Below are 25999 nucleotides of genomic sequence, written 5' to 3' on the forward strand. Positions count from 1 at the left end.
TCACCAATAACGCGCCCTTCATCGTCATGTATGATTTGGCTTGGTTTGGTTTGAAAGAATGGGTCAACTCGCCGCTTCATCTGCGCTTGCGTTGCGTGCGCTTCTTTCTGTGCGCCAGGCGCTTGAGCTTCTTCGTGTCACGCTTGACTTTAACAATTGCAGCTTCCCACAATCGCCGTTTTTCCTCGCAATGTTCCGCAGTGTCAGAAAAGTTATAGAAGAATCCGTTATTGCCGGCGAAAAGATCAGTGTAACCATATGACCAATGGTCTTTATAGTGCGTTGTCTCAGGATTTCTTCCGCAGAATTCTATAGTCTCGACACAACCGGATTCATCGTCCCAAGACCGTGAAACCAATTCCCCGCCGCATATCGGACAACGCCGGCGATTTCTCCAATTTTTTTCCCATGCAATCTCATCTTTTAAAAATCCGCGTTCTTCTCTATCTAGATGTTTCAGCTTCAGCAATTGTCTAAGCATTTAAGCCGCCTTCCTTTCATGGTCAATGTCAACGAACTTGCCGACTTTACGCAGGAACACCATTTTGATTGTAAATGTCCCGATGTTCCGGCCCTTGGCAACTATCAGTTCAACGATGCCCTTTTGATCCGTGTTCGGATCGTAATATTCCTCGCGATGCAAGAAAATGATATTGTCAGCGTCTTGCTCGATGCTGCCGGAATCACGTAAATCTGAAAGCATAGGGCGCTTGTCCTGGCGTTGCTCTACTTGCCGGCCAACCTGGGACAATGCCACAACCGTACAATCGCATTCACGGGCCAATAGTTTCAGCTGCTTCGAAACATAGCTAACCTCTGCTTGGGTATCTTTGAAGCGCCTGCCGCCGCTTACCAATTGCAAATAGTCGATATAAACAACTAAGTTCGGTTGTTCCTTGACAAGCTTCTTTACCTGGCTCCTGATGTATTGGATTGTCATGCCTGGCTTGTCGTCAATGAAGATTGGTAGATTATCCAACTGCGAACGCGCTGACGTATAAGCAACCCAATCGTCGTTTTCAAAGGCGCCGGATCGCATTTTTTCGAATTCCAGGCCGGCCATTGTGCAAACCATGCGTTCACTTATTTGAAGCTCAGGCATTTCAAGGCTGAATATGGCCGCCGCATAGCCGTTCTTAGCCACTTGAAGCGCATCACCATTCATATACACCGTTTTGCCCATTGAAGGCCGTGCGCCCACAATGACAAGCTCTTGACGCTGATGCCCGCCGGTTAGCTTGTCCAGCCGTTTGCTGATTGTCCTGGCGCCGGTCATGCCGCGCTTCTTGCCGCGTTCCTCAATCTTGTCTTCGTGGCCGTCAAGCACCTTCGACATTTTTTTCAGCCCGTGGCTTGCCCCTGGCCGCTTTTCCAGCTCCTGCAATTCCTCAGCCTTTGCAATAACCTCATTCAGGTCAATCCGTTCACCGGCTGCCGTGCTTGCCAGGTACGCAGAAGCTTGGCGTTGTGTGTAGGCTTCACGAACAACGCCCTGATATAGCGTGAAATTGTGAACGGTTGGAACGGATGATGACAGTTGGCTGAGGTATCCCACGCCGCCCAGATTCGTAATGCCGGCGCCCAATCGCTTTGCTATAAGAACCACGTCAACCGCGTTTTCTTCTGCATAGCATTCAAGCAAGGCTTCAAGTATCGGCCCGTGCCGCGGGTCTGCTGCAAAGTCTTCCGGCATCAGGTAACAATCATCAATTAGATCAGGATTAGCGATTATTGCGCCTAGTACGGCCGATTCCGCTTCATAGCTCATACCGGCTCACCTTCCAGCGTCAGCCCGCAGAAGGGGCAGTACGAAACCGGAATCCGTGCATAATCCGTTTCAATGTCATTCCAGGCTATCAGCGCCCATTCGCCATATTCAAACTTCACTTCGCAATTCATGCTATTTGCGCCGGTGCATTCGTGCAGTTCGTTCATTCTTCCTCACCCCGTTTAAGCCCCCTAGAAGCCTTTCTAAGCGATTCTATTTTTCTGAGTACGAATATAGCGATAGAGTAGGATGGAGAACCGTGAAAAGGCTGTGCTGTTTTTCTGTGCTTGTTCAATCGCCTATCACCCGTTTCAATTGGTTTTTAAGATGCGCCGGCATCGGTATTGCTCTTGATAACCATTCATCAAGCTGAGCTTCCCTATCATCCGATGCGGCTAGAAGCAATTTATTAGATTCTTCCGGCGCTTCTTTCACGATGTCGGCAATGTCAGGGAAGAAATTACTTGAAGCGGTATGACGGTCAAGATTAGCCAGGGCTGTCATGCCGTCCACGTTCGCCAGGTGTTCAACCCATATTTCAAAGATTTGCGGGTTGGCTTTAAAATTCGGTGCCTTGTTCGGGAAGGCTCCCGCCGCCTTCGCCAAAAGTAAGCTCACTTGCTGCCGGTTCAACGCCGCCGCCCCCTAATTGGTTTTTAAAGAAATCAAGGTTAGAATCAAATTTCGTTTCCTTCCCTTTTGCCAGCCCTTCAGGATCAACCGTGGAATAATCTTCATATCTCTTTTGATTCAAGAAGGTTGAAGGGTGCGGAATGTACCGCGTTTCTGTCTGAAGCAGCTCACACGTCTTCGCATAATTGCTTGTTTGCTGAATAACTGCTTCAGGGTCAAAGTCTTCTTCCTTGCTTAATTTGTTCCAGGCTTTTAATGCCGCCTGTTTTGAAATCTTTCTTGGGTAGTTAAGATAGAAATCATTGAAACACTCTATATTTTCTTTAAAGATTTTCTTTAAATCTTTTTTCTTTATTGGTGTAACAACTGTTACCCCCAAAGTAATTACTTGAGTGTCACCACTGTTGCCCTCTAGAGGGTCACTCGCGTTACCCTCAAAATCATCTTCTAGAGGGTCACTCACGTTGCCCTCAACTTCGTTTCTTGGCGCCATAGCTACAACCGCCCATTCATCATAATTTTTATTGAATGCCAGCTTTCGAGCTTGCTTGTTTGTTTGCTCTTTTGTTACAAGTAGCACCTTCATATCTATCAAGAAACCAAGTTCCTTCTTCAAGGCGGTTCGTGACAAGCCGGTTGCTTCTTGCAAGTAGGTCAAGGCAAGCGCATGGTCTTTCCGCTTATAACCGTAGGTCATGCGCCATACCTTCATGACAATCCGTAGCTGTGCCCCGTTGAAGTTAAACCGGCATATTGCATCAAGTATTTCATTTGCTATAGCCGTAAAACCGTTGTCTTTCTGTGGGCTTGCCAAGCTGCATCACCTGTTCACTTTGCTTGTTTGTCTTGCTCGTAGGCTTTGCTCAATTCATTGATCTTCACAGCGGTTTGAACCGTTGAATAACCAGCATTCAATACTTCCTGCACCGCTGCCGCAAATTTAACTTCCGGCGTTGGTTCCGGCTCTGTTGTTGTGTAGCCGTGTTGGATCGCGTTAACCAGTGGAATAAACGCGTCTTTTCTTTGGGCGTGGTTTTTCAATAACCGCAATTCACGAGAATCATTTGATTGAATTTCACCCGCAATCACCCACGCAACAAAATCTTTACGGCCGGCGTGAAGTTTCAACGTTTTCCCCAACGCTTCCGCGATGTGTCCAGGCAGCACAACCGGCGCAGGCTTTGCGTTCTTCAATTCGCTGATTTCCTGGCCTAGTTCTTCATTCTCTTTGCGCAGGCTGTCATATGCCGCTTGCAGGCGCTGGCCGTGCTTGGCAAGTCGAAGGTTTTCTTCACTAACCTTTCTCAGCCTGGTTTCATCTTCAAGCTTCCGGTCATTCTCGGCTTTGTACGCCGCTTGATAGTGGTCACGTTCTTTAATCATGTCAGCCATTTCAAGACCAGCAGCGCCCAACATGCGAACCGCTTGTTCTTCCGTTTTCTTGGCTTCAGCAAGATCGGATTCAAGCTTTCCAAAGTATTCTTCAACCTGTCTTGCGTAGTGGGAATAGATAGTTCCCATTAATCGTGAAAGCGCGTTTTTCGCGTTTGCTTTACTCATTTAAAAAACCTCCAAAGTATAATGTACATTTGCTTTCAATCCGTTTTTCTTCAGCGCCCGCTTTACTGCCGCCGCCGCCAGGCCAGGCATGTTGTTGCTGCTGCTCATATGTGTCAGCATGATTCGTTCGCCCGTTCCCTTGATCAGCCTGGACAAAGCAACCGCCGCGGCATCATTCGACAAGTGGCCGGTTGTCGCCAGTATCCGGCGCTTCAGGGCTTCGTTGTATTCGCCGTTCATCAGCATGTCTTCATCATGGTTGCACTCGAACACATACACGGTGCTGTTTGCCATTGCCCGCAGCATGTCCGGCGTTACAATGCCGGTGTCCATCATCACGCTAACCTTTCCGTCAGCGCCCTGAATGGCGAATCCAAGCGGCTCAAAAGCATCATGAGAGACGTTAAAGGGCGTGACAAAGAGGTGCTTTGGCGAAAAGGCGTCAAAACACTGTGATTTTCCATCTTTCACTATCCGTCCGGTGTCCAGCCGGTTGAGGGCCTTTAACGTGCCCTCACTGGCGTAAACCGGTATCTTGTACTTGTCAGCAAAGGCAACGCCCTTGCAATGGTCTTCATGTTCGTGCGTGATCCATATTGAGTGAATCTTTGTCGGGTCAATTCCGTCTTCCAAAAGAATCTTCTCTATCTTCGTTTTGGGAAGGCCGACATCAACCAGGATTGTTATATGTCCATTACTGATTGAAACACAGTTCCCTGTTGAACCGGTTGCGTGAACTCTTACCTGCATGGGCTATTCCAGGTCATCAGATTTAGCTTCAAGTTCAAGAGTCATCAGCTTGACCAGGCCGGTCAGCTCCGCAACGTTTGCGGATTCACCTTTGATTCGAAGGTTATCTTCCAGGTATTTGACTTGTGCTTTCTTGTCCGTGATGCCAAGCTTTGCGAACAAGGCGCCCACTTCATCCCATTTTGCTTGGATTGGGTCAACATCGTTTGGCTCTGAAGTGTCAGCCTGGCGTGTTGGCTTGTTCTTTGGTTTTTCCGGTTCTACTTCAGGCGCCGGCTGCTGGCCGTTAGCTTCCGCGGTTATGTCGCGGCGTTCGTATGGATCAGGGGCAGCGCCGGCACCTTCGCCAATGCCGTCTTCCGAATCATCAGCGCCGGCACCAAAGGCAGCCTTCAAAGCGCGCTTTACCATGTGTTTTTTGAACATATCGTTGAAGTTGTTCGTCCACATCGTTTTTTGCATACCGATGTTCGACTTCTTGTAATGCTCCACTTCTTCAACGTCCATAACCACGGTGAACGGCGCCATGCCTTCACGATAAGCCACGGCATAACCGCCAACTTGCCGGCCCCGCGGGAAGCTCCACGAATGTTCATCAATCACCGCATAATAACGGCCGTCTTCCGCTTGCTCCTGGTGCATTTTAAAAATGTCATGTTCGTGGACAATCTGAACGTCATATCCTTTGTAGCCGTTACTTTGTTTGGATTTCTTCAAGTGATAATCTACCGCGAATTGCCAGGTCAATTTTCCGTTATATACGGTTGGATGAATTTCACCCATGATCGGATTTGCATCAGCTGCTTTTGCAACCGCCATGAACAAGCGGAATTGCGATTCGTTGCAGTCTTTTGCGATTGTTTCATGAATCGTCTTCACGTCCTCCGGCAGCAGTTCACCGAATGCGTAGGATTGATAAAGGGCCAGTTGTGTCATTATTTTTGTCCTCCAATAGTTTCGATTTGTAATGTTTGATCAGGAACAGCGCGGGCCGTGATAACCTGGTCATAAGCAACGATGTTTCCGGTATACTCGCCAATATGGTCAATGAACACCGGTGCAATCAGGCCGGTTTGATTGTGAAGCACTTCTGCCAGCTCCAAGCCCGCGGCAATGCGTTCGCCGGTTGATAGATAAGCGTAATCCTTGCCGTCATACTGAATTGAAAAGTCCGGTTCATAGGCGTCATTCGTCTTGATGTATTTGAACAACCGGACTGACAGCCTGGTGAACTTGGATTCAATCTCAGCAGCCTGAAGCTCAGCTTCCTTCGCTTTGAAAGCTTTAATTGCGTCAAGTATCAGCGTTGATTCTTTGAAGGCTTCAAGGGCCGTCTTTTCGGCTTCAGCGGATTTGTCCAATTCGGCTTTCATCTGCTCGTATCGCTTCATTGCCATCAACGGCGTCAGCAATTCTTCATACTTGTCTTCAAGCGCCTTGGCTTTGGCGTTCTGTTCGGTGATGTCGATTTCTTCAACGCCGGCCAGGGCTTCAGCAGCCGCCTTCTTTCTATCAACCAGTAATTTATGGCCCGCCTGGTATGATTCAATTGCCTTCTGCTTGTTGTCCTGAACAGCTTGCAGCGCTTCGCCTTGCAACGGCTGCCGGCACATATGACAGGTGTCTGCAATTTCCCTGTTCTTCACTTCCGGCCATCGCTCTTTAGACTTTTCAACAAGGTCAGCGGCGTGGTTGTATTCACTCAAAAGCTGGTAATAGCGGTTGTTGATTGCCCAGGCTTCAGCCCTAACCTGGTCTTCTTTTTGGAAGGCTTCCCGTGCAGCCACAACCGCCGCTTCCATCGTTTCAAGATCGCCTTCCGGCGCCGGCAAGCTGTTCAGCATTTCCCGAACCTTGCTAGTAGCTCCAACCGCCTGGTTGTATTCCTTTTCCTGGCGTGGCTTGTCTTGCTTGTACTTGGCTTCCAGGTCAGCAATGCTATGCTTCTTCAGCAGCACTTCAAGCTTGTCAGCGTAAAGCTTTTCAATGCCCTTCAGAACCGTTTTATTCAACGGCGCCTTCGCGCCCTTCATCATCAGTTCCCGTTGCTTCTGCCAACTTAGCCCGAAGAAGTACGCGGGATAATAAACCGTCATAAATTCATCCTGAGAGATTAGCGCGGCAACCGCGGCGTCAAATTCCTTCGCCTTCTTCGGAATGTCATTGACATAGAAGTTGTTGGTTGGCCCAATGATTTCACGGGCGAATTTGTATTCGTTGCCGTCAACCGTCAGCAGGATCGAAGCAAATACACGGTCATATTCATAGTTGGTAGGCCGCGGACTATACTTGTCTTTCGTATAATCAGCCCCGTTCAAGTCCTTGCCCCATAAGATCCAAACCGGCGCGCCACCAATGGATGATTTGCCTTCCCCGTTTTGGCCGATTAACTGAACGAAATTGCTGTAATTAACTTGTACTTGCCTGATGCCCGCATAATTGATTAGGGCCAATTGCATGAATTTAACAACCGCCATTATTCCGTTTCCTCCTTGATTAGATGTTTAACGCCTTCCCATATTTCACGGCCCTTGCGGTGTCCGTTCTGCCAGCTTTCCGAATTGTTTTCATTGAACTCGCTGCCATCGAAGCCGGAAATCATTCCGTTTGCGTAGCTCCGGCCATACCGCTGATGTGCAAACGTCTCAGCTTTGCCGGCATCAAGTACGATGTTTTCAAGTTCGTTGCCACATGCCGCATACAGAACGCCCACCAGGCAAGCGCACATGCCGCCGCTTTCTTCAAGAAAGAAATGATCTTGCACCGGTTCGAAGCCGGTCTTCTGATATGCTGCAATCGCCAGTTCAACCGTGATTTCAGGCGCTATATGTTCCACGTTGGGCAACCTCCATTGCGTTAGATAGCTGAATTTCATAGAGCCTATCGGACAAGGTGTGAACCTTGTCCATCAGCGCTTTAATGTCTCCTAGAATTATTTGAAAGTCAGAGCGCAGTTCTTCAAATTCGTTCATTCCTGCACCTTGACAGCCGGCTGCATCAATTTGTAAAGCAGCTGTTCACGAATCAATTCTTCAAGGTCAATACCTTGTTCCCCACAATATTCAGCAATTTGAAGAATGACGTTGGCCAGCTCGTAAATGCCGCCAGTTGGTTGCATATCTTCAGAAGCCAAAGCAACGGATAATTGTGCTTTTGCATCAGCAATAACTTCTTCAAACGTGCGTGTCGGATTATGCAGCCCTTTGACTTTGTTGTTGATTGTGATCGAAGCAACAACCTCGTTGATAGCCATGCCGTTTAAAACAGGATTTTGATTGGAATTACTCATTGATGATTCCTCCCCTAAGTTGTGATTTCTGATATTTACCCCATCTGGTTTTTTACAAATGCTGGTTGGTTTAATTTACCTGTTTTTAAAGACGGATTCATTAGCACTAATGGAATGATGAATTGCACGGTTCGCCGGCATTGTTAAGCTGCCATACAACGGAACGCCTTCATAAGCTGCAAGCTGTTCTTTTAGCTGTCGCTTCAGGTCATCAACGTTTTTTGCCGTTAATGTCAATGTGATCATTGAAATTTCAATCCCCTTATGCGATGATTGCGAATGTAAAATATTGATCTGTCTTCATGCCGCTGTCTCTCAGCTCTGTTACAAGCTTGAGGAAGACTAGGAATGTCAGCCCCGTCCGTACGCCAATACGGTTCGCGGTGTAGTAGTCAGCAGCGGCGTTAAGCCAATTATCTTCGTACAATGCCCTTATCCCCTCTCAGGTTCCTTCCCCTTTGAATCGGTTTCCCTTTTCTCGTAGTCCTTGCCGGACACAAATTTATAGATTCGAAGCAATGCTTCTTCTGTCGGCTCTACTTCCGCACCGTCTTTTATGAATGCGACTTTAACAATTGTTATTTCAGGCTGCTTCATAACAAGTTTTCAAGCAGCTCTATCAGGTCAAGAAATTTACTTTCAAAGTAATGCGGCTGCGTGTCTCTTGGTTGTTTAGGACTGATTAAGTTCTTGCCAAACCGTTGACCGGTTTCCGTCAATGATTTGAATTTTTTTAATTCGCCGCCCGAACCTTCACGAAATTTTTCTTCTAATAGACCGGCATCCATCATTAGCTTATTAAACCTAACCGGCGTCATGTTGATTGCATACCTGTTCAAAAGCGTTGTTGCCGATTCGGTGGCTTCTTCTTCAACGTAAGCCGGCAGCGCAACTTTTATATTATTTCGTTCGTTTAAGTCTTGCAGAAGCTTCAGCTTTCCGCTGTTCGGAAGCCCTAGCATGTTGGCCGTTACTTCTACTACTAGCAATTCAGTTTTGATAGGAAGCAAAGCAGGATCGTCATAAATTCCTGTACGCGGTTGCTCAATGCGTTTTAATTCTTCTCGCATTCGGTTAAACTCGTTAATATACATTTCTTTGAATCGCATTGCTTCGCTTCCTGTGTATCCCATAGCTAAGATCGTAAAACCATCTTGCGTCATAATGTATTTCTGATAAGTCCGGCCGCCGGCGTCCTTGTAATCGACCGGCGCAAAATTGCGCTGATTAAAATCTTCACTAGTGCCGAGACAGCGAATGTCGCGTAATACGTCTTTATGTTGTTTGCCGAATGCTTCAGCAACCGTTAAACTATCTGTAACAGGTCTTCCGTTCTCGATTTGCACAAGCTTGTTTTGCAAAATCTCTTTAATTGTCACGGTGCTATCCTCCAATAGGCTGAATTACAAGCTTAACTTCCAGGTCAAGCGCCTTACCGATACGGTCAACCGCTTGTTCAGTCCAGCGAATTTTTCCGGCGTGCATCTGTTTCAAGTAGTTCGGATGATAACCCGCCAATACAGCAACTTCGCCCGCTGTGAACCCCGATTCATTTATCACTTCCGTCATTCTCGCTGCGATGTTCAACAATTTTGTTCACCTCGTTTCATTCGTGCCGTTCTTACGAGATTAATAATACAGCCTAAAAAGATTAAAAGGCGAACGTCATAATCCGTCGAATCTTGCCGAATCCGGTGATTTTCGGAGAAATTTCCCATAAAAACTATGTACAGGCTTAAAATTTAAGCTTAATTCTTTCGTATGCTCCTATTTGGACATAAATGGTATTTGCAAAGGATTAAAACGAATGTTAAATTAATCTGCGAAGGTTTAAAAATTAATCAAGAGGAGCATTCTACAATGGAGCGTTTGCGAAAAATTAGGAGAGATAAAGGATTAAGCGGGCAGGAAATAGCTGATCATCTTGGTGTCTCCGTGCAACATTATTATTCAGTGGAGAAGGGTCAAAAGCGTCTTACTGAAATGATGGCTGAAAAATTAGCTGAATTTTACGGCATGACGCTCCAAGAACTTAATGAAGATGAAGACGTGTCAAGTGGGCAAGCTGGCATTAAGCTGCCTATTCTAATCGGATTTGATCCTGAAGGAAAAGAATTGTTTGAAGGGTATGACACAGCTCCGACAGAATGGGCTGAATCGGGAGAACATATTTATTTCAGAATGAATGATGATTCTATGGAGCTGGCGCGGATCAACAAGAATGACATGCTTCTTGTAAGACGCCAGCCAACGGCCAGCATGGGCGACATAGTACTTGCTGAGATTGACGGCAAGCCAAGCGTTCGCCGGCTGTATACAAACGGAGAACAATATATATTAGTGAGCCTTGATCCGGCATCGGTGCCAGTGACATACCCGCCTGGTGATCCAAGAATTATAGGGAGAGTGGTTAAGAGTGTCATTCGATTCTAAGCGCGTAGCGGCGTATATTCGCGTATCTACTGAGGAACAGGCAGCACAAGGCGACAGCTTAGGAGAACAGCAGGAACGCTTGACGGCCTATTGTAAGGCGATGGATTGGGGAACGCCTGTTATGTACATAGAGGAAGGCAGAAGCGCAAAGAACCTGAAGCGGCCCGAACTAAAACGGCTGATAGCAGATGTTGAAGCAGGTAAGTTTGACACCGTACTAACAACTAAGATTGACCGGCTTTGTCGCAATCTGCGTGACTTGCTTCAGACCGTTGATCTATTCGAGCAATTTGATTGTTCTTATGTTTCCGCTTCAGAGCATTTTGATACATCAACTTCAGTAGGCCGCATGACTTTGCAGCTCCTGGGTACATTCGCTGAGTTTGAGCGCAGCCGCATTAGCGACAACGTAAAGGCGACAATGACCAGCATCGTTAAAAACACAGATCGAGCAATGAGCGATGCCTGTTATGGATATAAAGTAGTTGACGGTGCTTTTGAGATTGTAGAGGAAGAAGCGGAATTTGTACGTCTTATGTTTGACTTAGTATTTCAGAACATGGGATATAAAAAGATAACTGAAATATTGAATGAAAAAGGTTCACGGACAAAGGCCGGCAATCTTTGGAACCAAACTAGCGTTTTACGGTTGATTAAGAATGAAAAGGTCAAAGGCGCGGTATATCATAACAAGACAACATCAAAAGGCGATAAGGTCATTAAGCTACCCGAATCTGATTGGATTATAAAAGAGAATAATCACCCTGCTATCATATCGCCGGAAACATTTGAAAAAGCGCATGATGTATTAAGGGCCAGGGCTAAGGCAGGACGCTTCGCAGATAGTGAAACATATTTATTGACTGGCTATCTTAAATGCGGCTACTGTGGCGCCAATATGCGCGGCAAAATGTCTAGGGCAAAAGGTAGAACGACAATAGCCTGGTATGTGTGCTCACGAAATACATCAGGCGGCGGCTGCCGGTATCATTCAGTAAACCGCGTTAAAATTGAAGCCGCGATATTAAGCGAACTTGAAGCGATATACAATAATCGTGATCCTGAATATCTTGAAAAGATAGTCAAACAAAAACCAAAAAAGAAAGATGAACACAATGAGCTAAATGAACAGCTGAAGAAAATTGACGCTAGGATTCAAAAGGTTATTGCTGGTTGGACAAATGGCTTTATAACCGATGAAGACATGAAGAAAGCCACGGCCAGGGCTGAGGAAGAACGTGCAGAGATAAGCGAAAAGCTAAATAATATTAAGCATGAAGCTATTGATGTATCTTCAATAATGGGCAGAATTGCGGCATTGAATGGAATGGATAGGATAGAAAAAAAGGCAGCGCTTCGCGGTATTTTGGATAAAATTATTTACAAGGATGGCGAAATTGAGTTATATTTAACCACGTAATTTTTTTTGTATATTGTAGACTTAGAAATACATGCGGTCTGCCGCAGGTCAGCGTCGTTGGTCTGCCCGATCCTGCCGTCAGAGAATCCGTCGAAAGGGTCCGCGCAGCGATTAAGAACAGCGGGTTCGCTTTCCCGCTGGAACGCATAACCGTCAATCTGGCTCCCGCGGATTTGCGCAAGGAAGGCACTGCCTTCGATCTTGCGATTGCTGCGGGAATTCTGACCGCGAGCGGTCAACTCGAAGCAAAGCCTTTCGAGCAATCGATGCTGATTGGAGAATTGTCTTTGAACGGCGACATCCGTCCCGTGCCCGGCGTTTTGGCCATGATCGAGCAAGCTAAGCGGTCTGGCATCCGGAAGGTGCTGCTGCCGCTGGCAAATGCCAAGGAAGCCGCTTGGATTACGGAGATGGAGCTTTATGCGGTGACCCATCTAAAAGAGCTTTTAACACAGAATAAAGGTTCTGAAGCCTGGTCCGATATCCGGTTTGACGCTGCCGCCAGCCGAGAGCTTGCTTCTGCCGCCGCCGCTGAAGAGCATGCGGTCGATATAGGGGACTACAGCGATGTATACGGCCAGCAGCAGGCCAAGCGCGCATTGTTAATTGCCGCAGCCGGGAAACACAATATCCTGTTTGCGGGGCCTCCTGGTACCGGTAAAACCATGATGATCCGCCGTCTCCCCGGCATCCTTCCTCCTCTTACCGAAGAAGAAGCACTGGAAGTGACCAAGATTTACAGCGCGGCAGGCAAGCTGTCTACCGACGCGAAAGGTCTGATTAGGATTGCTCCCTTCCGCTCGCCGCATCACACGATATCGGCCGGAGGGCTCATAGGCGGCGGTTCGGTGCCGAAGCCCGGCGAGGTAACCCTCGCCCATCACGGCGTGCTTTATCTGGACGAGCTTCCGGAGTTCTCCAGAACCGTACTTGAGGTATTGCGTCAGCCATTGGAGGACGGAATCGTCACCATAGCAAGATCAAGGGCCGTATTCCATTTTCCGGCTAGACTTATGCTGGCTGTTTCCTTTAATCCTTGCCCATGCGGGTATGCTGGCCATGAAACGGCCGAGAAACGATGCTCCTGCAGCGATTCCGCGATTGCCAAATATAAAAGCAAGATGTCCGGCCCTCTTCTTGACCGGATTGATATCCAGCTCGAGGTTCCTAGGCCGATAGAATGGGAAGGCGATGCGGAAAGCCCTGCCGAAATGAGTTCTGCCCGAATGAGGCAGCTTGTGCTTGAGGCACGGGCAAGAAAAGAACGACGGGATGAAGAGCTCGGGCTCAAACCAGGAGCGCGACTGTCCGGAACGTCGCTGAGGCGCTCTATTTTAATGAAGCAAGAAGCTTTTGAGCTGCTTGACCATGCGCTTACGGTACTTAATATCAGCATGCGCGCCTATGACCGTATTTTGCGGCTGGCTAGAACCATTGCGGATGTAGAAAGCAGCGACTACGTGGAGGATGTGCATGTGGCGGAAGCGATTCAATACCGAAGACTTGATCTATAAAAGAAAAAAAGCGGCTTTCTACCGGTTAGAAAGCCGCTTTTATATGTTTAATTTCGCCGATGGAGTCATCGCGGTTCATGGTGACTGCAATGACATCAAACCTCATGGGAGGATAGGTTAATTGCCTCATTCGCAAATACACCTGGGCGACAAGTGCCACCTGTTGCTGTTTGCGCCGGTCTACGGATTCCGCAGCTGTCCCGAATCGTCCTCCCGCTCTTCTCGTCCTCACTTCGACAAAAACAAGCGTATGATCGAGGGTTGCGATAATGTCTATTTCCCCGGAACGGCATCGCCAATTCCGTTCAATGACGGCATATCCTTCATTCTCAAGATATAGGCAAGCAGCCGTTTCGCCGGCCAGTCCGGTTTGCCTTCTTCGGTCCTCACTCATCCAAATCCCTCGCTCTCTGGTCGGAACGATAAACAAAGCTTAAGATCTCGGCGACAAGCGTATACAGCTCGGGCGGAATCGATTGGTCGACATCCAGCTTGGACAATACTTCCACAAGCGAAGAGTCCTGCTGCACCGGCACATGATGCTCTGCCGCCTGCTCCAATATTTGCTCTGCCAAATAACCTTTCCCTTTGGCGGTTACGACCGGCGCTTTGTGTACGCCGGGCTCATACTTTAGCGCTACGGCCTTTTTAACCGTCCTCTTCTCTTTGCCGTTCTTCTGTTCCGAACTCATGCCCGTATGTCGACCCCTTTATAACGCGTGTTCACGAATTGAGACGGATCCGGCATGATCCGTTTAGCAGCCCCTTCTCCCTCTTCGCTGTCCGCTCTTGTTGGTGTAGCGCGAAGGGATAGGAGCTGATAGCCTGCCTGGTTAAGACTTGCCGTTATTTCATTGCGGGAGGAATCTACAAGCGCAGCTATTGCGGGATGATCATTCCATAAAGTCAAGCTGACGATTTTGTCCATGACATTAACGTCAACCATGGTAGGACCTAACGTCTTCATCGACAAATCGAACAACAACCGGCAATTCTCAGCGTCCAGCTGGCCTTGCCGCCCTCTTCTTGTCTGAATATGAACGGAAGCGGTCTGATTCCCATCCGGACCGGTAAGCGGCACAAACATCGTGAGATGCGAGAAAACAGCACCGTTTCGTTCCGGGGACAACAGCAGCTGCTGTCCCGTTATCTGCTGGACGAGCTGTTGTGCGGTCTCGCGCAAAGCAGGCGGTGCGTCGCTGGATGCGGCAATCGCAAGCAGCGTACTCTTTAATGATTCTTGCGCTGCAGGTTTGGCATCATCCGTGCTCACTCTGTCCGGTGACAGCTGTTGCGGCGTCACTAGCAACTCGCGGGATCGCTCGTTATGGATAGTTCTCTGCTCTTTGTCATGAGGCGCGGCTGCGTCAGCCTGGTCTGGCTGCTGCCCAGCCGCCTGCTGCGCATTCAAGCTTTGACGCGTCTCCTGGCGTCCTTCCGCCGGCTGTTGGCGTGTTAGCGCATCCGCAGAGCCCTGTGGACTGCGTGCAGCGGTTGGCCCGTCTGCAACTCCGCTGTCATTGCTATTGCGACTGACTGCCATTGAAGCATCCTGCTCCTGGGGTTGTACAGCCCCTTGAGCGAGCGGGACCGGCAATTGCTTCGACAATTGATTCTCATAGTCGACGCCCATCCATTTCATCATCTGGCCCAGCCAGTTGCCGGATGCGGCTGTGCTGCCGCCCGCGGCTGTGCCGGGGCGTGCGCCTTGCGGCTCCGCGCCCTGCTCCGCGGGCTCCGCCGCGGACGCTTGCGCTGCCGCAGCAGGCGCGGCTTGGCCGCCCGCGCCTGTGCCTTCGGCGCGCTGCGCAGCTGCGCCTGCGCCGGCCGCTGCCGGCGCCTGCGGCGCGGCTGCCGCGGGCGGCTCCGCCGTGGCCGCGGCGCTCTGCAGCGCTGCGCCTTCGGCGAGCAGCGCCGCCAGCCGCGCGGCCAGCTGCGGCAGCGCCTGCGGCGTGCTGCCGCCTGCGCGCGGCGCGGCAACGCCCGCGTCATCGCCGGATGCTTCGCCGGCGATGGCAGCAAGCTGCTGCTGCAGCGTATCCAGCAGTTCGTGCGCGGGACGCCCGAACATAACCTGCTGCAGCGCTCCAATCGTGCCGCCGGACATCGGCAGCCCGCGCTTCACCCCCGCCGCCGCCGCTTGCATCCACTGCTCGGCGTCCGCGCCTTGCGGCATAGCCTCGGTTGCCGCTTTAAGCGCCGCAAACGTATCACGGCTCATCGTTATGCCGTCTTTTCTTAGATCCTTCAAAATGTTGCTTGCCCACTCCTGGTCAGGCAAACCGCTTTGCTTCAGCCAATCCTTCAAGGCATCTTCGAGACCCGCCTGATTCTCCACTTGCTTCAGCACAAGCAGACCGCCAGCCGATTGCGGCTGCACCTGCAGCATCGCAAACTTCCTCGGCTCAAGTGGCATCTCTAGAAACGCGCGAACCTGTAAGCCGTTTATTTGAACCGTTGCTTCGTTATTTTCCAATAGCTGCAGTACGACGCCGCGGACAACCTGCCCCGGCTTCAGCTCCAGCTTCCGTGTATCCCCGCTTCCGGACGACTCGCCCAATAAACCTCTTACCAACTGTCCAATATTCATTTGGTCACCTTCTTCCGCTGTGGCATAAGCTTGAAACGACACAACGCGCAATTTGTTACCCTATTTATCGGTAGATGACCGCTTCTTCTGAAGAACAATACAATGACTTTCTGCATGGTCCTGCTCTAAATTATTCTAAGTTCTCTGCCAAGCGTCAATAATGCCTCGTAGGGGTCTCCTTCAAGGCCAAGCAATCGGGCAAACGCAGGCTCAGTCTTGATCCCTTGGGACTTCAACCGGATTACCTGAGCTCTCAAATCCTTATTCCTCTTCATTAGCTCCTCTTCTACAACCATATGAAGATACGCGTTTTGCTTGGTCACTGGAACAGGTTGTCCGAACAGCTCAAACTCAAAGCCCTCGTATCGAAAATTCGCTTTATAGACCGGCAGATTCCTTATCCGCTTTTCTTTCCAGCAGAAATCCTCATGCTGTCCGTATAGCAAAGCTACGCGTTCCCTAAAGCTCTCAGCATCATGCACTTCCATTGCAATGTCCAGGTCCGAGCCTTCCACGTCAATGACGATTGGTATCGTACCACACAATACAGGCGTATACGCCGCTAAGTCACGCATAATGCCAAGCTTGTCGACAGCCTCGTACGCGCGTTGTTTAACTTCCCCTCTCTCCGTCAAGCGCTCCTCCTTTCCCCGAAAAAAAAAGACAGCGTATCGCTTCGTTACAAGCAGTACGCTGTCTTTCTAGCACAATATTAAGGAATTTATTTTAAAATAGCTGTTGCTGTTCCACGAAAATTTTACCCAAGAAAGATTTGCGGTGAAGAGGACTTGCTCCGTATTCCAGCAGCCTTTCCCGGTGCAGCTTGGTCGCATAGCCTTTATGTATCGCAATTCCATACTCCGGATAAAGCTGCTCCCACTCTTTCTCGCACAACCGGTCTCTTGTCACCTTCGCGATGATTGAGGCGGCTGCTATCGATTGACTGGTGGCATCCCCTTTTATTATCGCTAGCTGCGGTTTCGGCAGATCTACCTTTTCCGCATCCACCAGCAAATAATCCGGCTGCGTCTTCAGCGATTCCAGCGCAATCTTCATCGCAAGCCTTGCAGCCTGCTTGATGTTGATTCGGTCGATGGTCTCGGCATCCACGCGGGCCGCAGCCCACGCAATGCTTTTGTCAACGATGACGTCGTAGAGCTCGTTCCGCTTTTTCTCCGACAGCTTCTTGGAGTCGTTGACCCCTTCAAGCACAAGATGAGGCGGTAAAATAACCGCTGCTGCAACAACATCGCCAAACAGGCAGCCTCTGCCTACCTCATCCACGCCGGCAATAGCGGAATATCCCTCGGCCCATAGCCGTTCTTCGTAATCCAGCACGTCTGTTATTCCCCCGGTCTGCCCGCAGCCGCAGGGAACGGTGCTTCCAGCGTTATGCGGCCAAGGTTACCCGAACGAAGCTCCCGCAAAATAATACCGGAAGCCTTCTCCAGATCCACTTGTCCTCCGCTTACGAGGCAGCCTCTGCGACGGCCGATGTCTTCCATAATCCGTACCACTTCATCCGACTCGGATAGATCGGTTGGAGCTTTATCCAGCTTGAAACGTTCCTGAAGCGCAGGCCAATAACGTTCGGCAAGCTCGCGAACCGCAAAAAACGCGATGTCCTCGACATTCAAGATCTGCTCTCTGATCGCCCCTGTCATAGCCAGACGGTAGCCAACGAGCTCATCCTCGAACTTAGGCCACAAAATACCCGGCGTATCCAGAAGATCCATGTCAAAGGTTGTCTTAATCCACTGTTGGCCCTTCGTAACACCAGGCTTATCGCCGGTAATCGCGATATTGCGTCCTGCCAGGCGGTTAATCAGCGTCGACTTCCCGACATTCGGGATCCCGACGATCAGCCCCCGAACGGCGCGGGGATTCATCCCTTTAGCCAGCTGGCGATCAATCTTCTCCTGCAATATTTCCTTTGCCTTCACCGGAATATCTCCGACGCGCGTTCCTGTCGACGAATCGACAGCTACCGTTTCATGACCTTCGTATTTGAAATAGTCGATCCATTGCTCCGTCACTCTCGGATCGGCTAAATCCGACTTGTTCAAAACAATCAGCCGCGGCTTGCCGCCTAATATCTCATCAACCATAGGGTTGCGGCTGGAAAGCGGAATACGCGCATCCAATAGCTCAATGGCAATATCGATTAGTTTAAGCTTCTCTTGAATTTGCCGTTTTGCCCGGGTCATATGACCGGGAAACCATTGAATGGTCATTTCCTCACCTCATTGCAACATTACCAGTGCACTTTGTAGTGCTTAATGATGCTGATTTTATTTAATGGCCAGAACATGGCGTCTGCACGGCCGATAACCTCTTTTTCAGACACAAAGCCGATATCGCGGCTATCCTGGCTGTTTCCGCGATGGTCGCCCATTGCAAAAATTTTGCCGTCAGGAACAACGGATTCCGAAACATTCGCGTTCGGGAAGTCCGGGCCGGTATTGTACAGCTCTCCATTGGCATGTGCCGCTTCAATAGCTTCTTTAATATATGGCTCATCAACCTTCTGATCGTTAACGAACACGTCGTCGCCTACTACCTTGATCGTGTCGCCCGGTACGCCGATGACCCGTTTAATGAAATCGCGTCCTTGATCAGGCACATGGAATACAACGACTTCTCCGTGATGCGGCTCGCGGATTTTGAAAATCAGCTTGTTGACGATCAGCCGCTCGCCCGTATAGAAGTTAGGCTCCATAGAAGGTCCTTCAACGATAAATGGCGAGAACAGAAACGTACGGATAATAAACACGAGAATGACCGCGATCGCGAGCGCTTTAATCCAATCTACAATTTCCTTGTATGCTCGTCCGCCCTTTTTTGCGCCAGCGGGTCCTGATGTATTCAGTCCAGATCCATCGATTGCTTCTGTTTGCTGATTCGAATCTTCATTATGTTGTTGTGAATTCACCAGTACGCCTTCTTTCCATTCTATAGTGTCCCTATTCGTACATAGCAAGTCCTGTCAAAATAACGAAAAGGAGCTTGTTTGAGCAAGCCCCTCTTGTCGTTTGATCTTAACGAATTTCTTTAATTCTCGCAGCTTTACCGCGCAGTTCGCGAAGATAGTACAGTTTCGCGCGACGCACTTTACCGCGACGAGCAACTTCAATTTTCTCGAGTTTTGGCGAATGCAGCGGGAAAGTTCTTTCCACACCAACACCGTACGAAATTTTGCGAACTGTGAAAGTTTCGCTGATTCCGCCGCCACGACGTTTGATTACAACGCCTTCGAACAACTGAATACGCTCACGCGAGCCCTCGATAACTTTAACGTGTACTTTCAGCGTGTCACCAGGACGGAAGCTAGGAAGGTCTTGACGAAGCTGTTCCTGAGCAATCGTTTGTAAAAGATTCATTGTAGTTTCACTCCTTCCACCATAGACGTTCTTAATAGCTCTTTCTGCTTCTATGAGCAGCGTCATCACTATTAGCGGACCGCCCGATTAATACGAACAACATTTGAAATTTTATCACAGCGCAGCACTTTTTTCAACCTAATATTCCTTATTGCCCGCAAAAATTCTATTATTTCTTCAGTATATCCAAAAGATAAGCATTTTACACGTTGCAATCCATTATAAACGGCCTATTTCATGGACTTGCAGCTATAAGCCGTTTCTGCCGGAAGGCTTCTATCATATAGTAAGCTATTAATAAATAGAAACGAGGATATGCGATGGATAACAAAAAGGCAGCCAAAACCCATGCAAAGGGCAAAACGCGCGTAATCCGCAAATCGGCGTTCCGCACAATCTCCAATCAATTCCAAAACGTTTCATCCACTACCGTACCGCAAGTGCTTTACGGGCAAGAACAATACGACCTCAATAAAGAATACAATCCCGCTACCTCTACCTTTACCGCAAAACAAAACGGAGTTTATACGTTTTTTGCCAGTGCCTTTTACTCAACGGAGGCGTCCGACCCCGTCACCGTTACGCTTGTCATTTTCGTGAACGATACTTCGCAATTGCCCGTCGTTCAGACTTTAAGCGCAGGCCGCGGAATTGTCATGACCTCGGGTACCGCCAAGCTCAAAAAAGGCGACGAGGTACAAGTATTTCTGCAAGCAACCATCAGTGGCGCCATTGCTTCGGGTGCGGGAACGCGCTTCGAGGGCTTCCGCGTCCGTTAATTCGTTCATTCGGCAATAAAGAACTCATTAGGCTTCGAATATTCGACCGGTGAGTTCTTTTTATTTTTCATTCCACGCCTATTTGCTAGATTCGCGACTCCTGCCGTTTCTATCAAATCTATATATGCATACTTTAGTGTATTGCTAATTCAGAAATGATATCACAGGAAAGGAGGTCATGTCTTATGTCGATCCGCAAAGTAAAAAAAGGGACATGCCGTCCACGGTCGTTTAAGTCAGCTTTCAAAGCCATCTCTGCAAAAAATCAATCCATCGGCAGACCGGAGTTTGGCGTTACCGTAAAGTACGGCAAAGTAATCTTTGATGCGGCAAACGAATACAACCCCGTCACTTCCACGTTTGTACCCAAGCATGACGGTGTCTACTCTTTATTCGGCAGTATTCTTTACAAAAGAGGCTCGAAGGAGCCAGACGAGGTACTCCTTCTTCTTACCGTCAATGAATTCGTTGTTTTTGCCGGCAGTAAAGTGATTAATTCGGACCGCGAGTTTATTACGGCAGCTGCAGTCAAAAGGCTTCGCAAGGGAGACGTAGTCAAACTATCCGCTTCATCCCATGTCTCCGGCGGCGTGATTCTAAAAGGAAATTCGACGCGCTTTAGAGGAAAAAGAATTCGCTAATTGCACAAGAGAAATACCGATTCCCTGCAAGAAGTCGGTATTTTTTCAACACTGATTCTTTTTACAGATGGGAGGTAATAGACAATGCCAACAAAAAAACAAGAAGTAAAAACTTTAGGCTACGGTTGCGGCTCATTTGCAAAAAAAACCGGATATGGTGCTTGCAAAAAGAAAAGCAGCTCCAATAGGAAAAAGAAACGCGGATTTGGTTGTAAACCCGTTAAATGCGTTTGTAAACCGGTAAAAATCATCGTCAAAAAAAATCCAAAACAAAAATGTCCCGAAATTAGCGTTCCAAGTCATTTCCAGCAACAGCCGGAACACTGCAGCGAACCATCTGGTACAAGCTGCATTTAATTATGCAAAAAAGAACCGCCTGCTCGGCCATATAGGCTGTGCGACGGTTCTTTTTTATGTTGACTGATCTTGCTCCTGAAGCGTCAGCCACTTGCGTTCCTTATCCGTCAGCTCCGCCTTCTCCAGCAGATCGGGACGGCGCTTAAGCGTTCGGAGCAGCGACTGCTCGCGTCTCCAGGTATCAATCTTGGCATGATTGCCGGATACCAGCACATCAGGCACCGCCCAGTCTCTAAACACGGGCGGACGCGTGTAATGCGGATATTCCAGCAGACCTGTGCTGTACGAATCCGTAACAGCGGAAGTCTCGTTTCCGAGTACGCCAGGCAGCAGCCGGACAACGCTGTCAATGACGGTCATTGCCGGAATTTCTCCGCCTGTCAACACATAATCGCCAATTGAAAGTTCGTCGGTTACCAAGTATTCGCGAATGCGTTCATCGTAGCCTTCGTAATGACCGCAGATCAGCACGAGATGCTCTTCCTTCGCGAGTTCCTCGGCTTTCTTTTGCGTAAAGGATTCACCCTGCGGGCACATCAGAATAACCCGGGGACGCGCTCCGCTCTCCTTCTTTGCCATTAGATCCTCTACTGCGGCAAATACCGGTTCAGGCTTAAGGACCATACCGCCGCCCCCGCCGTAAGGATAATCGTCAACGGTGTTATGCTTGTTATTGGAATATTCGCGGAAGTTAATCGCTTCAAGCGATACAATTCCTTTATCCCTAGCTTTGCCCAGGATGCTCGCGCCAAATACGCCGTCGAACATTTCCGGGAACAGCGTCAGCACATCGATACGCATCATTAGATCAGCCCTTCCAGCAACTTCACTGTTACCGTTTTATTAGCCACGTCGACATGAAGCAGAACATCGTCGATAACCGGCAGGAGCAGCTGCTTTTTCTTAGGCATATCAACAACCCATACATCATTGGCGCCCGGACGGAGAATATCCGAGATTGTGCCCAACTCTTCGCCGTCTTCCGTTAGCACCCGGCATCCGATGATCTCATGGTAGTAGTATTCGCCGTCATCGAGCTGTTGTAATTCTTCCTCGCCGATTTTCAGCGTCCAGCCCTTATATTTTTCCACTTCGTTAATATCGTTATAGCCCTTCAGCTTTAGGATAAACATCCCTTTGTGCTCCCTGGCGCCGATTACTTCCACTTCAAGCTTTTGTCCGTTGTCAGGATGCTGAAGGGACAGCTTGCTTCCGTTCGCAAACCGGGATTCGGCGAAATCCGTCTGTGGCAATACTTTAACTTCGCCGCGCAGACCATGCGTATTAACCAGCTTGCCTACATTATAATATTTTATGCCCATCGTATGTAACCACCCGTCTCTATTTGTACGAAAAAGGGCTAGGATAATTATCCTAACCCTGCATCGTATGCTTTTACGATATGATGTCTACGATAACGCGCTTCTGGGATTTGATGGCCGCTGATGTAACGACGGCACGCATTGCTTTCGCAATCCGTCCCTGCTTGCCGATTACTTTGCCGATATCATCGGCGTGGACCGACAGCTCGTACACCGTACCGCGATCATCCTCTCGCTCATTCACGCGCACGTCCTCTGGATGATCCACTAACGCCTTTGCTATGACAAGAATCAATTCTTTCATTTCAAGGCCCTCCGCTATTCAACAGTTATTTCTGTTGCTTAAGCTCATGGAACTTTTTCAGGACACCTGCTTTGGAAAGCAAGTCGCGAACGGTATCAGAAGCTTGAGCTCCTGTTTGCAGCCATTTCAACGCTTTCTCTTCGTCGATCGTTACTTGAGCCGGTTGAGCAACCGGGTTGTAAGTACCGATTTCTTCGATAAAGCGACCGTCACGTGGGGAACGGGAGTTAGAAACGACAACGCGGTAGAATGGAGCCTTGTGAGCACCCATACGTTTCAGACGAATACGTACTGCCATGGAAATTCACCTCCTTCGGTTAATCAACTACGCTTGTATATCTTAAAACGGGAATTTAAACCCTTTTCCGCCTTTGCCAAGCATGCCCTTCAGACCTTTCATTCCGCCCTTTGGACCTTTAGGACCCATCATGGACGAGAACTGCTTCATCATCTTGCGCATGTCTTCGAACTGCTTGATAAGCCGGTTAACTTCCGTAATCGACGTACCGCTGCCCGCGGCTACGCGTTTACGGCGGCTGTGGTTCAGAAGCTCCGGCTTTTGCTTCTCAGCCTTCGTCATCGAGCGGACAATCGCTTCAACGCGGTTGATCTGCTTTTCGTCCACCTTCAGATCCTTCATGTTGCCCTTCATCTTGTTCATGCCGGGCAGCATGTCCATAAGCTGATCCAATGGACCCAGATTGCGGATTTGCGCCATCTGCTCAAGGAAGTCGTCGAAAGTAAATTCGGCGGTACGCATTTTGCGTTCCATCTCTGCCGCTTTATCGGCATCAATGTTCGCCTGCGCTTTCTCGATCAGCGACAGCATATCCCCCATCCCGAGAATACGGGAAGCCATCCGGTCCGGATGGAACGGCTCGAGCGCGTCAATCTTCTCGCCCATTGCCGCGAATTTGATCGGCTTGCCGGTTACCGCTTTGACGGACAATGCGGCACCGCCGCGTGTGTCGCCGTCAAGCTTCGTAAGAACGACACCTGTCAGCTCAAGCTGATCATGGAAGCTTTGCGCTACGTTAACCGCGTCTTGACCGGTCATTGCGTCAACGACGAGCAAGACTTCATCGGGCTTCACGTTCTGGTGGATTTGCTTCAGCTCTTCCATCAGCGCTTCATCGATATGCAGCCTGCCCGCGGTATCGAAGATAACGTAATCGTTATGGTTTTCTTTCGCATGCGCTAGGCCTGCTTTCGCAATCTCAACCGGCGAGGTCTGATCGCCAAGCGAGAATACAGGCGCGTTAATCTGCTCGCCAAGCACTTGGAGCTGCTTGATCGCCGCAGGACGGTAAATGTCGCACGCAACGAGGAGCGGCTTGCTGTTGCCCTTTTGAAGCAATTTGGCCAGCTTGGCTGTTGTTGTTGTCTTACCCGCGCCTTGCAGACCAACCATCATAATAACGGTAGGAGGCTTGTTCGCCTTTGCAAGCTTGCTTTGCGTGCCGCCCATCAATTCCGTTAACTCTTTGTTAACGATGTCGATGACGACCATGCCTGGCGTAAAGCTCTTGGAAACATCAAGACCAAGCGCCTTCTCTTTCACTTTGGCGATAAAATCTTTGACGACTTTAAAGTTAACGTCAGCTTCGAGCAGCGCAAGACGTACCTCGCGCATTGCCTCATTCAAATCTTCTTCCGTTACTTTGCCTTTGCCTCTCAGCTTGCTGAACACATTTTGCAACCGGTTCGTTAAGCTCTCAAATGCCGCCATGATTCGTCACCTCCGTCACTATCAGTCTTCGTTAACTGCTCTATGTCTCTAAGTAGCTCTTGCTTATAAGTAGGATCGATTGGCAGCTCGGCAACCTTCCGTTCCAGCCCTGCGGTAAGCTGCTGCATGAATTCATGCTTCGCAACCAAACTTAGCTTGGCTTCATACCCTTCAAGCACCTGCTCCGCCCGCTTCACATGTTCATAAACGGCCTGCCGGCTGATGCCGGACTCGGCTGCGATCTCGCCAAGCGAGTAATCGTCGTGAAAATAATATTTTAAGAACGTCCGCTGTTTCTCCGTGAGCAGCGGCTCGTAGAAATCAAATAACAAGTTGATGCGTGTTGTCTTGGCTAGGGCATCCGGTTCATGTATGGTCATCCGCGTTAAGCCCCTTTCAACATCATCCGTCAAGCAAAAAGCCTTGACAGTGTCACAACGTCTCTTATCTTACACGATCGCTGATGGCACTGTCAAGCTTTTGTCCTTGTCACTTATTTAATTTGTTTCCGACTGCTCTTCTTCGCGCTGGATCAGCCCTGCAAACAAGGCATGAACGAACTGCTCCGAATCGAATTCCTGCAGATCCGTCATCTTCTCTCCAAGACCCACCAGCTTCACCGGAAGGTTCAGTTCATTGCGGATAGCGATGACGATGCCGCCTTTTGCCGTACCGTCAAGCTTGGTCAGAACAAGACCGGTAACGCCGCTTTTCTCGCCAAAGAGCTTCGCTTGGCTGAGCGCGTTCTGGCCTGTTGTCGCATCAAGCACGAGAAGCACTTCATGCGGAGCATCCGGAATTTCGCGCTGGATAACGCGGAAAATCTTGTTCAGCTCTTCCATCAGGTTTGTTTTGTTCTGGAGACGGCCGGCCGTATCGCAGAGCAGGACGTCAACGCCGCGCTGCTTTGCCGCTTGAACCGCATCAAACATAACCGCGGCCGGGTCCGAACCGGATTGCTGCTTGATCACTTCAACGCCTACGCGCTGACCCCATACTTCAAGCTGCTCGATAGCGGCCGCACGGAAGGTGTCGCCCGCTGCCAGAAGCACGCTTTTGCCTTCGCTTTTGAATTTGTGGGCGAGCTTGCCGATCGTTGTTGTCTTGCCTACGCCGTTAACGCCAACGAATAAAATAACGGTAATGCCGCTTTTCGCCATTTGCAGGCCGGGGTTTTGCTCCCCCTTCAGCAGACCGATCAGCTTTTCCGACAGGATTGGCTGCAGCTCGGCTGCCTGTTCGATTTTCCGCTTTTTCACTTCGGCGCGGAGCTCATCGATCAACGTCATAACCGTATTGACGCCAACATCGGCGCCGATGAGAATTTCCTCGAGCTCCTCGTAGAACTCTTCATCGATTTTTTTGCGGCGTGTAATCAGCTCCTCAACCTTCTCGACAAGAGCAACGCGCGTCTTGGTCAGGCCTTCCTTAAATATCGTCGTTACCGCTTCGGTCTTCGAAGCGATGCTTTCCTTCAGTTTTTTGAAAAAACTCATACGGGTTCAAGTCCTCCATCCTATTAGGCCACTG

At 49.3% G+C, this 25999-nt stretch carries 35 protein-coding genes and 1 pseudogene; 6 read left to right on the top strand and 30 right to left on the bottom strand.

The window, feature by feature from the left end:
• Window positions 1-76 precede the first annotated feature (76 nt).
• From WFJ73_RS06845 to WFJ73_RS06915, 15 genes are all read right to left on the bottom strand, one after another.
• The gene (locus WFJ73_RS06845) at window positions 77-481 is read right to left on the bottom strand and encodes a hypothetical protein (RefSeq protein WP_336772332.1); all 405 of its coding nucleotides are present in this window, start codon (window positions 479-481) and stop codon (window positions 77-79) included.
• A complete protein-coding gene (locus tag WFJ73_RS06850; RefSeq protein ID WP_336772333.1) occupies window positions 482-1768 on the bottom strand; it encodes a replicative DNA helicase in 1287 nt (428 codons plus the stop codon).
• Complete coding sequence (locus WFJ73_RS06855) at window positions 1765-1935, bottom strand: hypothetical protein (protein ID WP_336772334.1); 171 nt, start codon at window positions 1933-1935, stop codon at window positions 1765-1767. Before WFJ73_RS06855 ends, WFJ73_RS06850 begins: the two co-directional genes overlap by 4 nt.
• Before the next feature lie 124 nt (window positions 1936-2059).
• On the bottom strand, window positions 2060-2401 hold the full coding sequence (locus tag WFJ73_RS06860; protein WP_336772335.1) for a hypothetical protein: 342 nt from the start codon (window positions 2399-2401) through the stop codon (window positions 2060-2062).
• A complete protein-coding gene (locus WFJ73_RS06865; RefSeq protein WP_336772336.1) occupies window positions 2328-3215 on the bottom strand; it encodes a replication protein in 888 nt (295 codons plus the stop codon). Before WFJ73_RS06865 ends, WFJ73_RS06860 begins: the two co-directional genes overlap by 74 nt.
• A 14-nt stretch (window positions 3216-3229) precedes the next feature.
• A complete protein-coding gene (locus WFJ73_RS06870) occupies window positions 3230-3961 on the bottom strand; it encodes a hypothetical protein (RefSeq protein WP_336772337.1) in 732 nt (243 codons plus the stop codon).
• On the bottom strand, window positions 3962-4711 hold the full coding sequence (locus WFJ73_RS06875; RefSeq protein WP_336772338.1) for an MBL fold metallo-hydrolase: 750 nt from the start codon (window positions 4709-4711) through the stop codon (window positions 3962-3964).
• A 3-nt stretch (window positions 4712-4714) separates the two neighbouring features.
• Entirely contained in the window at window positions 4715-5647 is a 933-nt protein-coding gene (locus tag WFJ73_RS06880) for a recombinase RecT (RefSeq protein WP_336772339.1), read from the bottom strand.
• Window positions 5647-7188 (bottom strand): ATPase, encoded by a 1542-nt coding sequence (locus WFJ73_RS06885; RefSeq protein WP_336772340.1) that lies wholly within the window; start codon window positions 7186-7188, stop codon window positions 5647-5649. Before WFJ73_RS06885 ends, WFJ73_RS06880 begins: the two co-directional genes overlap by 1 nt.
• Window positions 7188-7547, bottom strand: coding sequence for a hypothetical protein (locus WFJ73_RS06890; protein WP_336772341.1), 360 nt, complete (start codon window positions 7545-7547; stop codon window positions 7188-7190). The genes WFJ73_RS06885 and WFJ73_RS06890 overlap by 1 nt, the downstream gene beginning before the upstream one ends.
• 132 nt (window positions 7548-7679) lie before the next feature.
• Window positions 7680-8000 carry a hypothetical protein gene (locus WFJ73_RS06895; protein WP_336772342.1) on the bottom strand — a complete coding sequence of 107 codons (321 nt, stop codon included), beginning with the start codon at window positions 7998-8000 and terminating at the stop codon, window positions 7680-7682.
• 75 nt (window positions 8001-8075) lie between these two features.
• The gene (locus tag WFJ73_RS06900; protein ID WP_336772343.1) at window positions 8076-8246 is read right to left on the bottom strand and encodes a hypothetical protein; all 171 of its coding nucleotides are present in this window, start codon (window positions 8244-8246) and stop codon (window positions 8076-8078) included.
• A 16-nt stretch (window positions 8247-8262) separates the two neighbouring features.
• Window positions 8263-8427 carry a hypothetical protein gene (locus tag WFJ73_RS06905; RefSeq protein ID WP_336772344.1) on the bottom strand — a complete coding sequence of 55 codons (165 nt, stop codon included), beginning with the start codon at window positions 8425-8427 and terminating at the stop codon, window positions 8263-8265.
• 166 nt (window positions 8428-8593) lie between these two features.
• Complete coding sequence (locus WFJ73_RS06910) at window positions 8594-9379, bottom strand: Rha family transcriptional regulator (protein ID WP_336772345.1); 786 nt, start codon at window positions 9377-9379, stop codon at window positions 8594-8596.
• A 4-nt stretch (window positions 9380-9383) separates the two neighbouring features.
• Window positions 9384-9590, bottom strand: a complete 207-nt coding sequence (locus WFJ73_RS06915) for a hypothetical protein (RefSeq protein ID WP_336772346.1) — start codon at window positions 9588-9590, stop codon at window positions 9384-9386.
• 270 nt (window positions 9591-9860) lie between these two features.
• On the opposite strand from WFJ73_RS06915, the gene WFJ73_RS06920 reads away from it, so the two are divergent.
• The 3 genes and pseudogenes from WFJ73_RS06920 to WFJ73_RS06930 form a co-directional block, all read left to right on the top strand.
• Window positions 9861-10433, top strand: coding sequence for a LexA family protein (locus WFJ73_RS06920; RefSeq protein ID WP_336772347.1), 573 nt, complete (start codon window positions 9861-9863; stop codon window positions 10431-10433).
• On the top strand, window positions 10417-11853 hold the full coding sequence (locus tag WFJ73_RS06925) for a recombinase family protein (protein WP_336772348.1): 1437 nt from the start codon (window positions 10417-10419) through the stop codon (window positions 11851-11853). The genes WFJ73_RS06920 and WFJ73_RS06925 overlap by 17 nt, the downstream gene beginning before the upstream one ends.
• 35 nt (window positions 11854-11888) lie before the next feature.
• A pseudogene (locus WFJ73_RS06930) lies at window positions 11889-13367 on the top strand (YifB family Mg chelatase-like AAA ATPase); the annotation flags it as partial.
• Window positions 13368-13392: 25 nt separating this feature from the next.
• Here the strand turns inward: WFJ73_RS06930 and WFJ73_RS06935 are convergent.
• From WFJ73_RS06935 to rplS, 8 genes are all read right to left on the bottom strand, one after another.
• A complete protein-coding gene (locus WFJ73_RS06935) occupies window positions 13393-13761 on the bottom strand; it encodes a YraN family protein (protein ID WP_336772349.1) in 369 nt (122 codons plus the stop codon).
• Entirely contained in the window at window positions 13754-14059 is a 306-nt protein-coding gene (locus tag WFJ73_RS06940; RefSeq protein ID WP_336772350.1) for an EscU/YscU/HrcU family type III secretion system export apparatus switch protein, read from the bottom strand. The genes WFJ73_RS06935 and WFJ73_RS06940 overlap by 8 nt, the downstream gene beginning before the upstream one ends.
• The gene (locus WFJ73_RS06945; RefSeq protein ID WP_336772351.1) at window positions 14056-15957 is read right to left on the bottom strand and encodes a hypothetical protein; all 1902 of its coding nucleotides are present in this window, start codon (window positions 15955-15957) and stop codon (window positions 14056-14058) included. Before WFJ73_RS06945 ends, WFJ73_RS06940 begins: the two co-directional genes overlap by 4 nt.
• 125 nt (window positions 15958-16082) lie before the next feature.
• Window positions 16083-16592: a DUF4269 domain-containing protein gene (locus WFJ73_RS06950; protein ID WP_336772352.1), complete on the bottom strand. Its 510-nt coding sequence runs from the start codon at window positions 16590-16592 to the stop codon at window positions 16083-16085.
• A 91-nt stretch (window positions 16593-16683) separates the two neighbouring features.
• Window positions 16684-17295: a ribonuclease HII gene (locus tag WFJ73_RS06955; RefSeq protein WP_336772353.1), complete on the bottom strand. Its 612-nt coding sequence runs from the start codon at window positions 17293-17295 to the stop codon at window positions 16684-16686.
• A 5-nt stretch (window positions 17296-17300) separates the two neighbouring features.
• The gene (gene ylqF, locus WFJ73_RS06960; protein WP_336772354.1) at window positions 17301-18191 is read right to left on the bottom strand and encodes a ribosome biogenesis GTPase YlqF; all 891 of its coding nucleotides are present in this window, start codon (window positions 18189-18191) and stop codon (window positions 17301-17303) included.
• A 20-nt stretch (window positions 18192-18211) separates the two neighbouring features.
• Window positions 18212-18889 (bottom strand): signal peptidase I, encoded by a 678-nt coding sequence (gene lepB / locus WFJ73_RS06965; protein ID WP_336772355.1) that lies wholly within the window; start codon window positions 18887-18889, stop codon window positions 18212-18214.
• A gap of 106 nt (window positions 18890-18995) precedes the next feature.
• Entirely contained in the window at window positions 18996-19337 is a 342-nt protein-coding gene (rplS, locus tag WFJ73_RS06970; RefSeq protein ID WP_132305683.1) for a 50S ribosomal protein L19, read from the bottom strand.
• A gap of 320 nt (window positions 19338-19657) precedes the next feature.
• On the opposite strand from rplS, the gene WFJ73_RS06975 reads away from it, so the two are divergent.
• From WFJ73_RS06975 to WFJ73_RS06985, 3 genes are all read left to right on the top strand, one after another.
• The gene (locus tag WFJ73_RS06975; RefSeq protein WP_336772356.1) at window positions 19658-20116 is read left to right on the top strand and encodes a C1q-like domain-containing protein; all 459 of its coding nucleotides are present in this window, start codon (window positions 19658-19660) and stop codon (window positions 20114-20116) included.
• A 185-nt stretch (window positions 20117-20301) separates the two neighbouring features.
• Window positions 20302-20757, top strand: coding sequence for a C1q-like domain-containing protein (locus tag WFJ73_RS06980; protein ID WP_336772357.1), 456 nt, complete (start codon window positions 20302-20304; stop codon window positions 20755-20757).
• Between the two features lie 84 nt (window positions 20758-20841).
• Window positions 20842-21114 (top strand): hypothetical protein, encoded by a 273-nt coding sequence (locus WFJ73_RS06985; protein WP_336772358.1) that lies wholly within the window; start codon window positions 20842-20844, stop codon window positions 21112-21114.
• 54 nt (window positions 21115-21168) lie between these two features.
• Here WFJ73_RS06985 and trmD read toward each other — a convergent pair whose 3' ends face one another.
• The 7 genes from trmD to ftsY form a co-directional block, all read right to left on the bottom strand.
• Window positions 21169-21915 carry a tRNA (guanosine(37)-N1)-methyltransferase TrmD gene (gene trmD / locus WFJ73_RS06990; RefSeq protein ID WP_336773075.1) on the bottom strand — a complete coding sequence of 249 codons (747 nt, stop codon included), beginning with the start codon at window positions 21913-21915 and terminating at the stop codon, window positions 21169-21171.
• A 2-nt stretch (window positions 21916-21917) separates the two neighbouring features.
• On the bottom strand, window positions 21918-22436 hold the full coding sequence (gene rimM / locus WFJ73_RS06995) for a ribosome maturation factor RimM (protein ID WP_336772359.1): 519 nt from the start codon (window positions 22434-22436) through the stop codon (window positions 21918-21920).
• A gap of 73 nt (window positions 22437-22509) precedes the next feature.
• A complete protein-coding gene (locus WFJ73_RS07000) occupies window positions 22510-22740 on the bottom strand; it encodes a KH domain-containing protein (RefSeq protein ID WP_336772360.1) in 231 nt (76 codons plus the stop codon).
• Window positions 22741-22765: 25 nt separating this feature from the next.
• On the bottom strand, window positions 22766-23038 hold the full coding sequence (gene rpsP, locus WFJ73_RS07005) for a 30S ribosomal protein S16 (protein ID WP_015845058.1): 273 nt from the start codon (window positions 23036-23038) through the stop codon (window positions 22766-22768).
• A 42-nt stretch (window positions 23039-23080) separates the two neighbouring features.
• A complete protein-coding gene (gene ffh, locus WFJ73_RS07010; RefSeq protein ID WP_127499257.1) occupies window positions 23081-24469 on the bottom strand; it encodes a signal recognition particle protein in 1389 nt (462 codons plus the stop codon).
• Window positions 24448-24849, bottom strand: a complete 402-nt coding sequence (gene ylxM / locus WFJ73_RS07015) for a YlxM family DNA-binding protein (RefSeq protein ID WP_442955927.1) — start codon at window positions 24847-24849, stop codon at window positions 24448-24450. The genes ffh and ylxM overlap by 22 nt, the downstream gene beginning before the upstream one ends.
• Before the next feature lie 117 nt (window positions 24850-24966).
• On the bottom strand, window positions 24967-25965 hold the full coding sequence (gene ftsY / locus WFJ73_RS07020; protein ID WP_336772361.1) for a signal recognition particle-docking protein FtsY: 999 nt from the start codon (window positions 25963-25965) through the stop codon (window positions 24967-24969).
• Window positions 25966-25999: the final 34 nt, after the last annotated feature.

The sequence above is a fragment of the Paenibacillus sp. MMO-58 genome, from assembly GCF_037146255.1.
Classification (GTDB): domain Bacteria; phylum Bacillota; class Bacilli; order Paenibacillales; family Paenibacillaceae; genus Pristimantibacillus.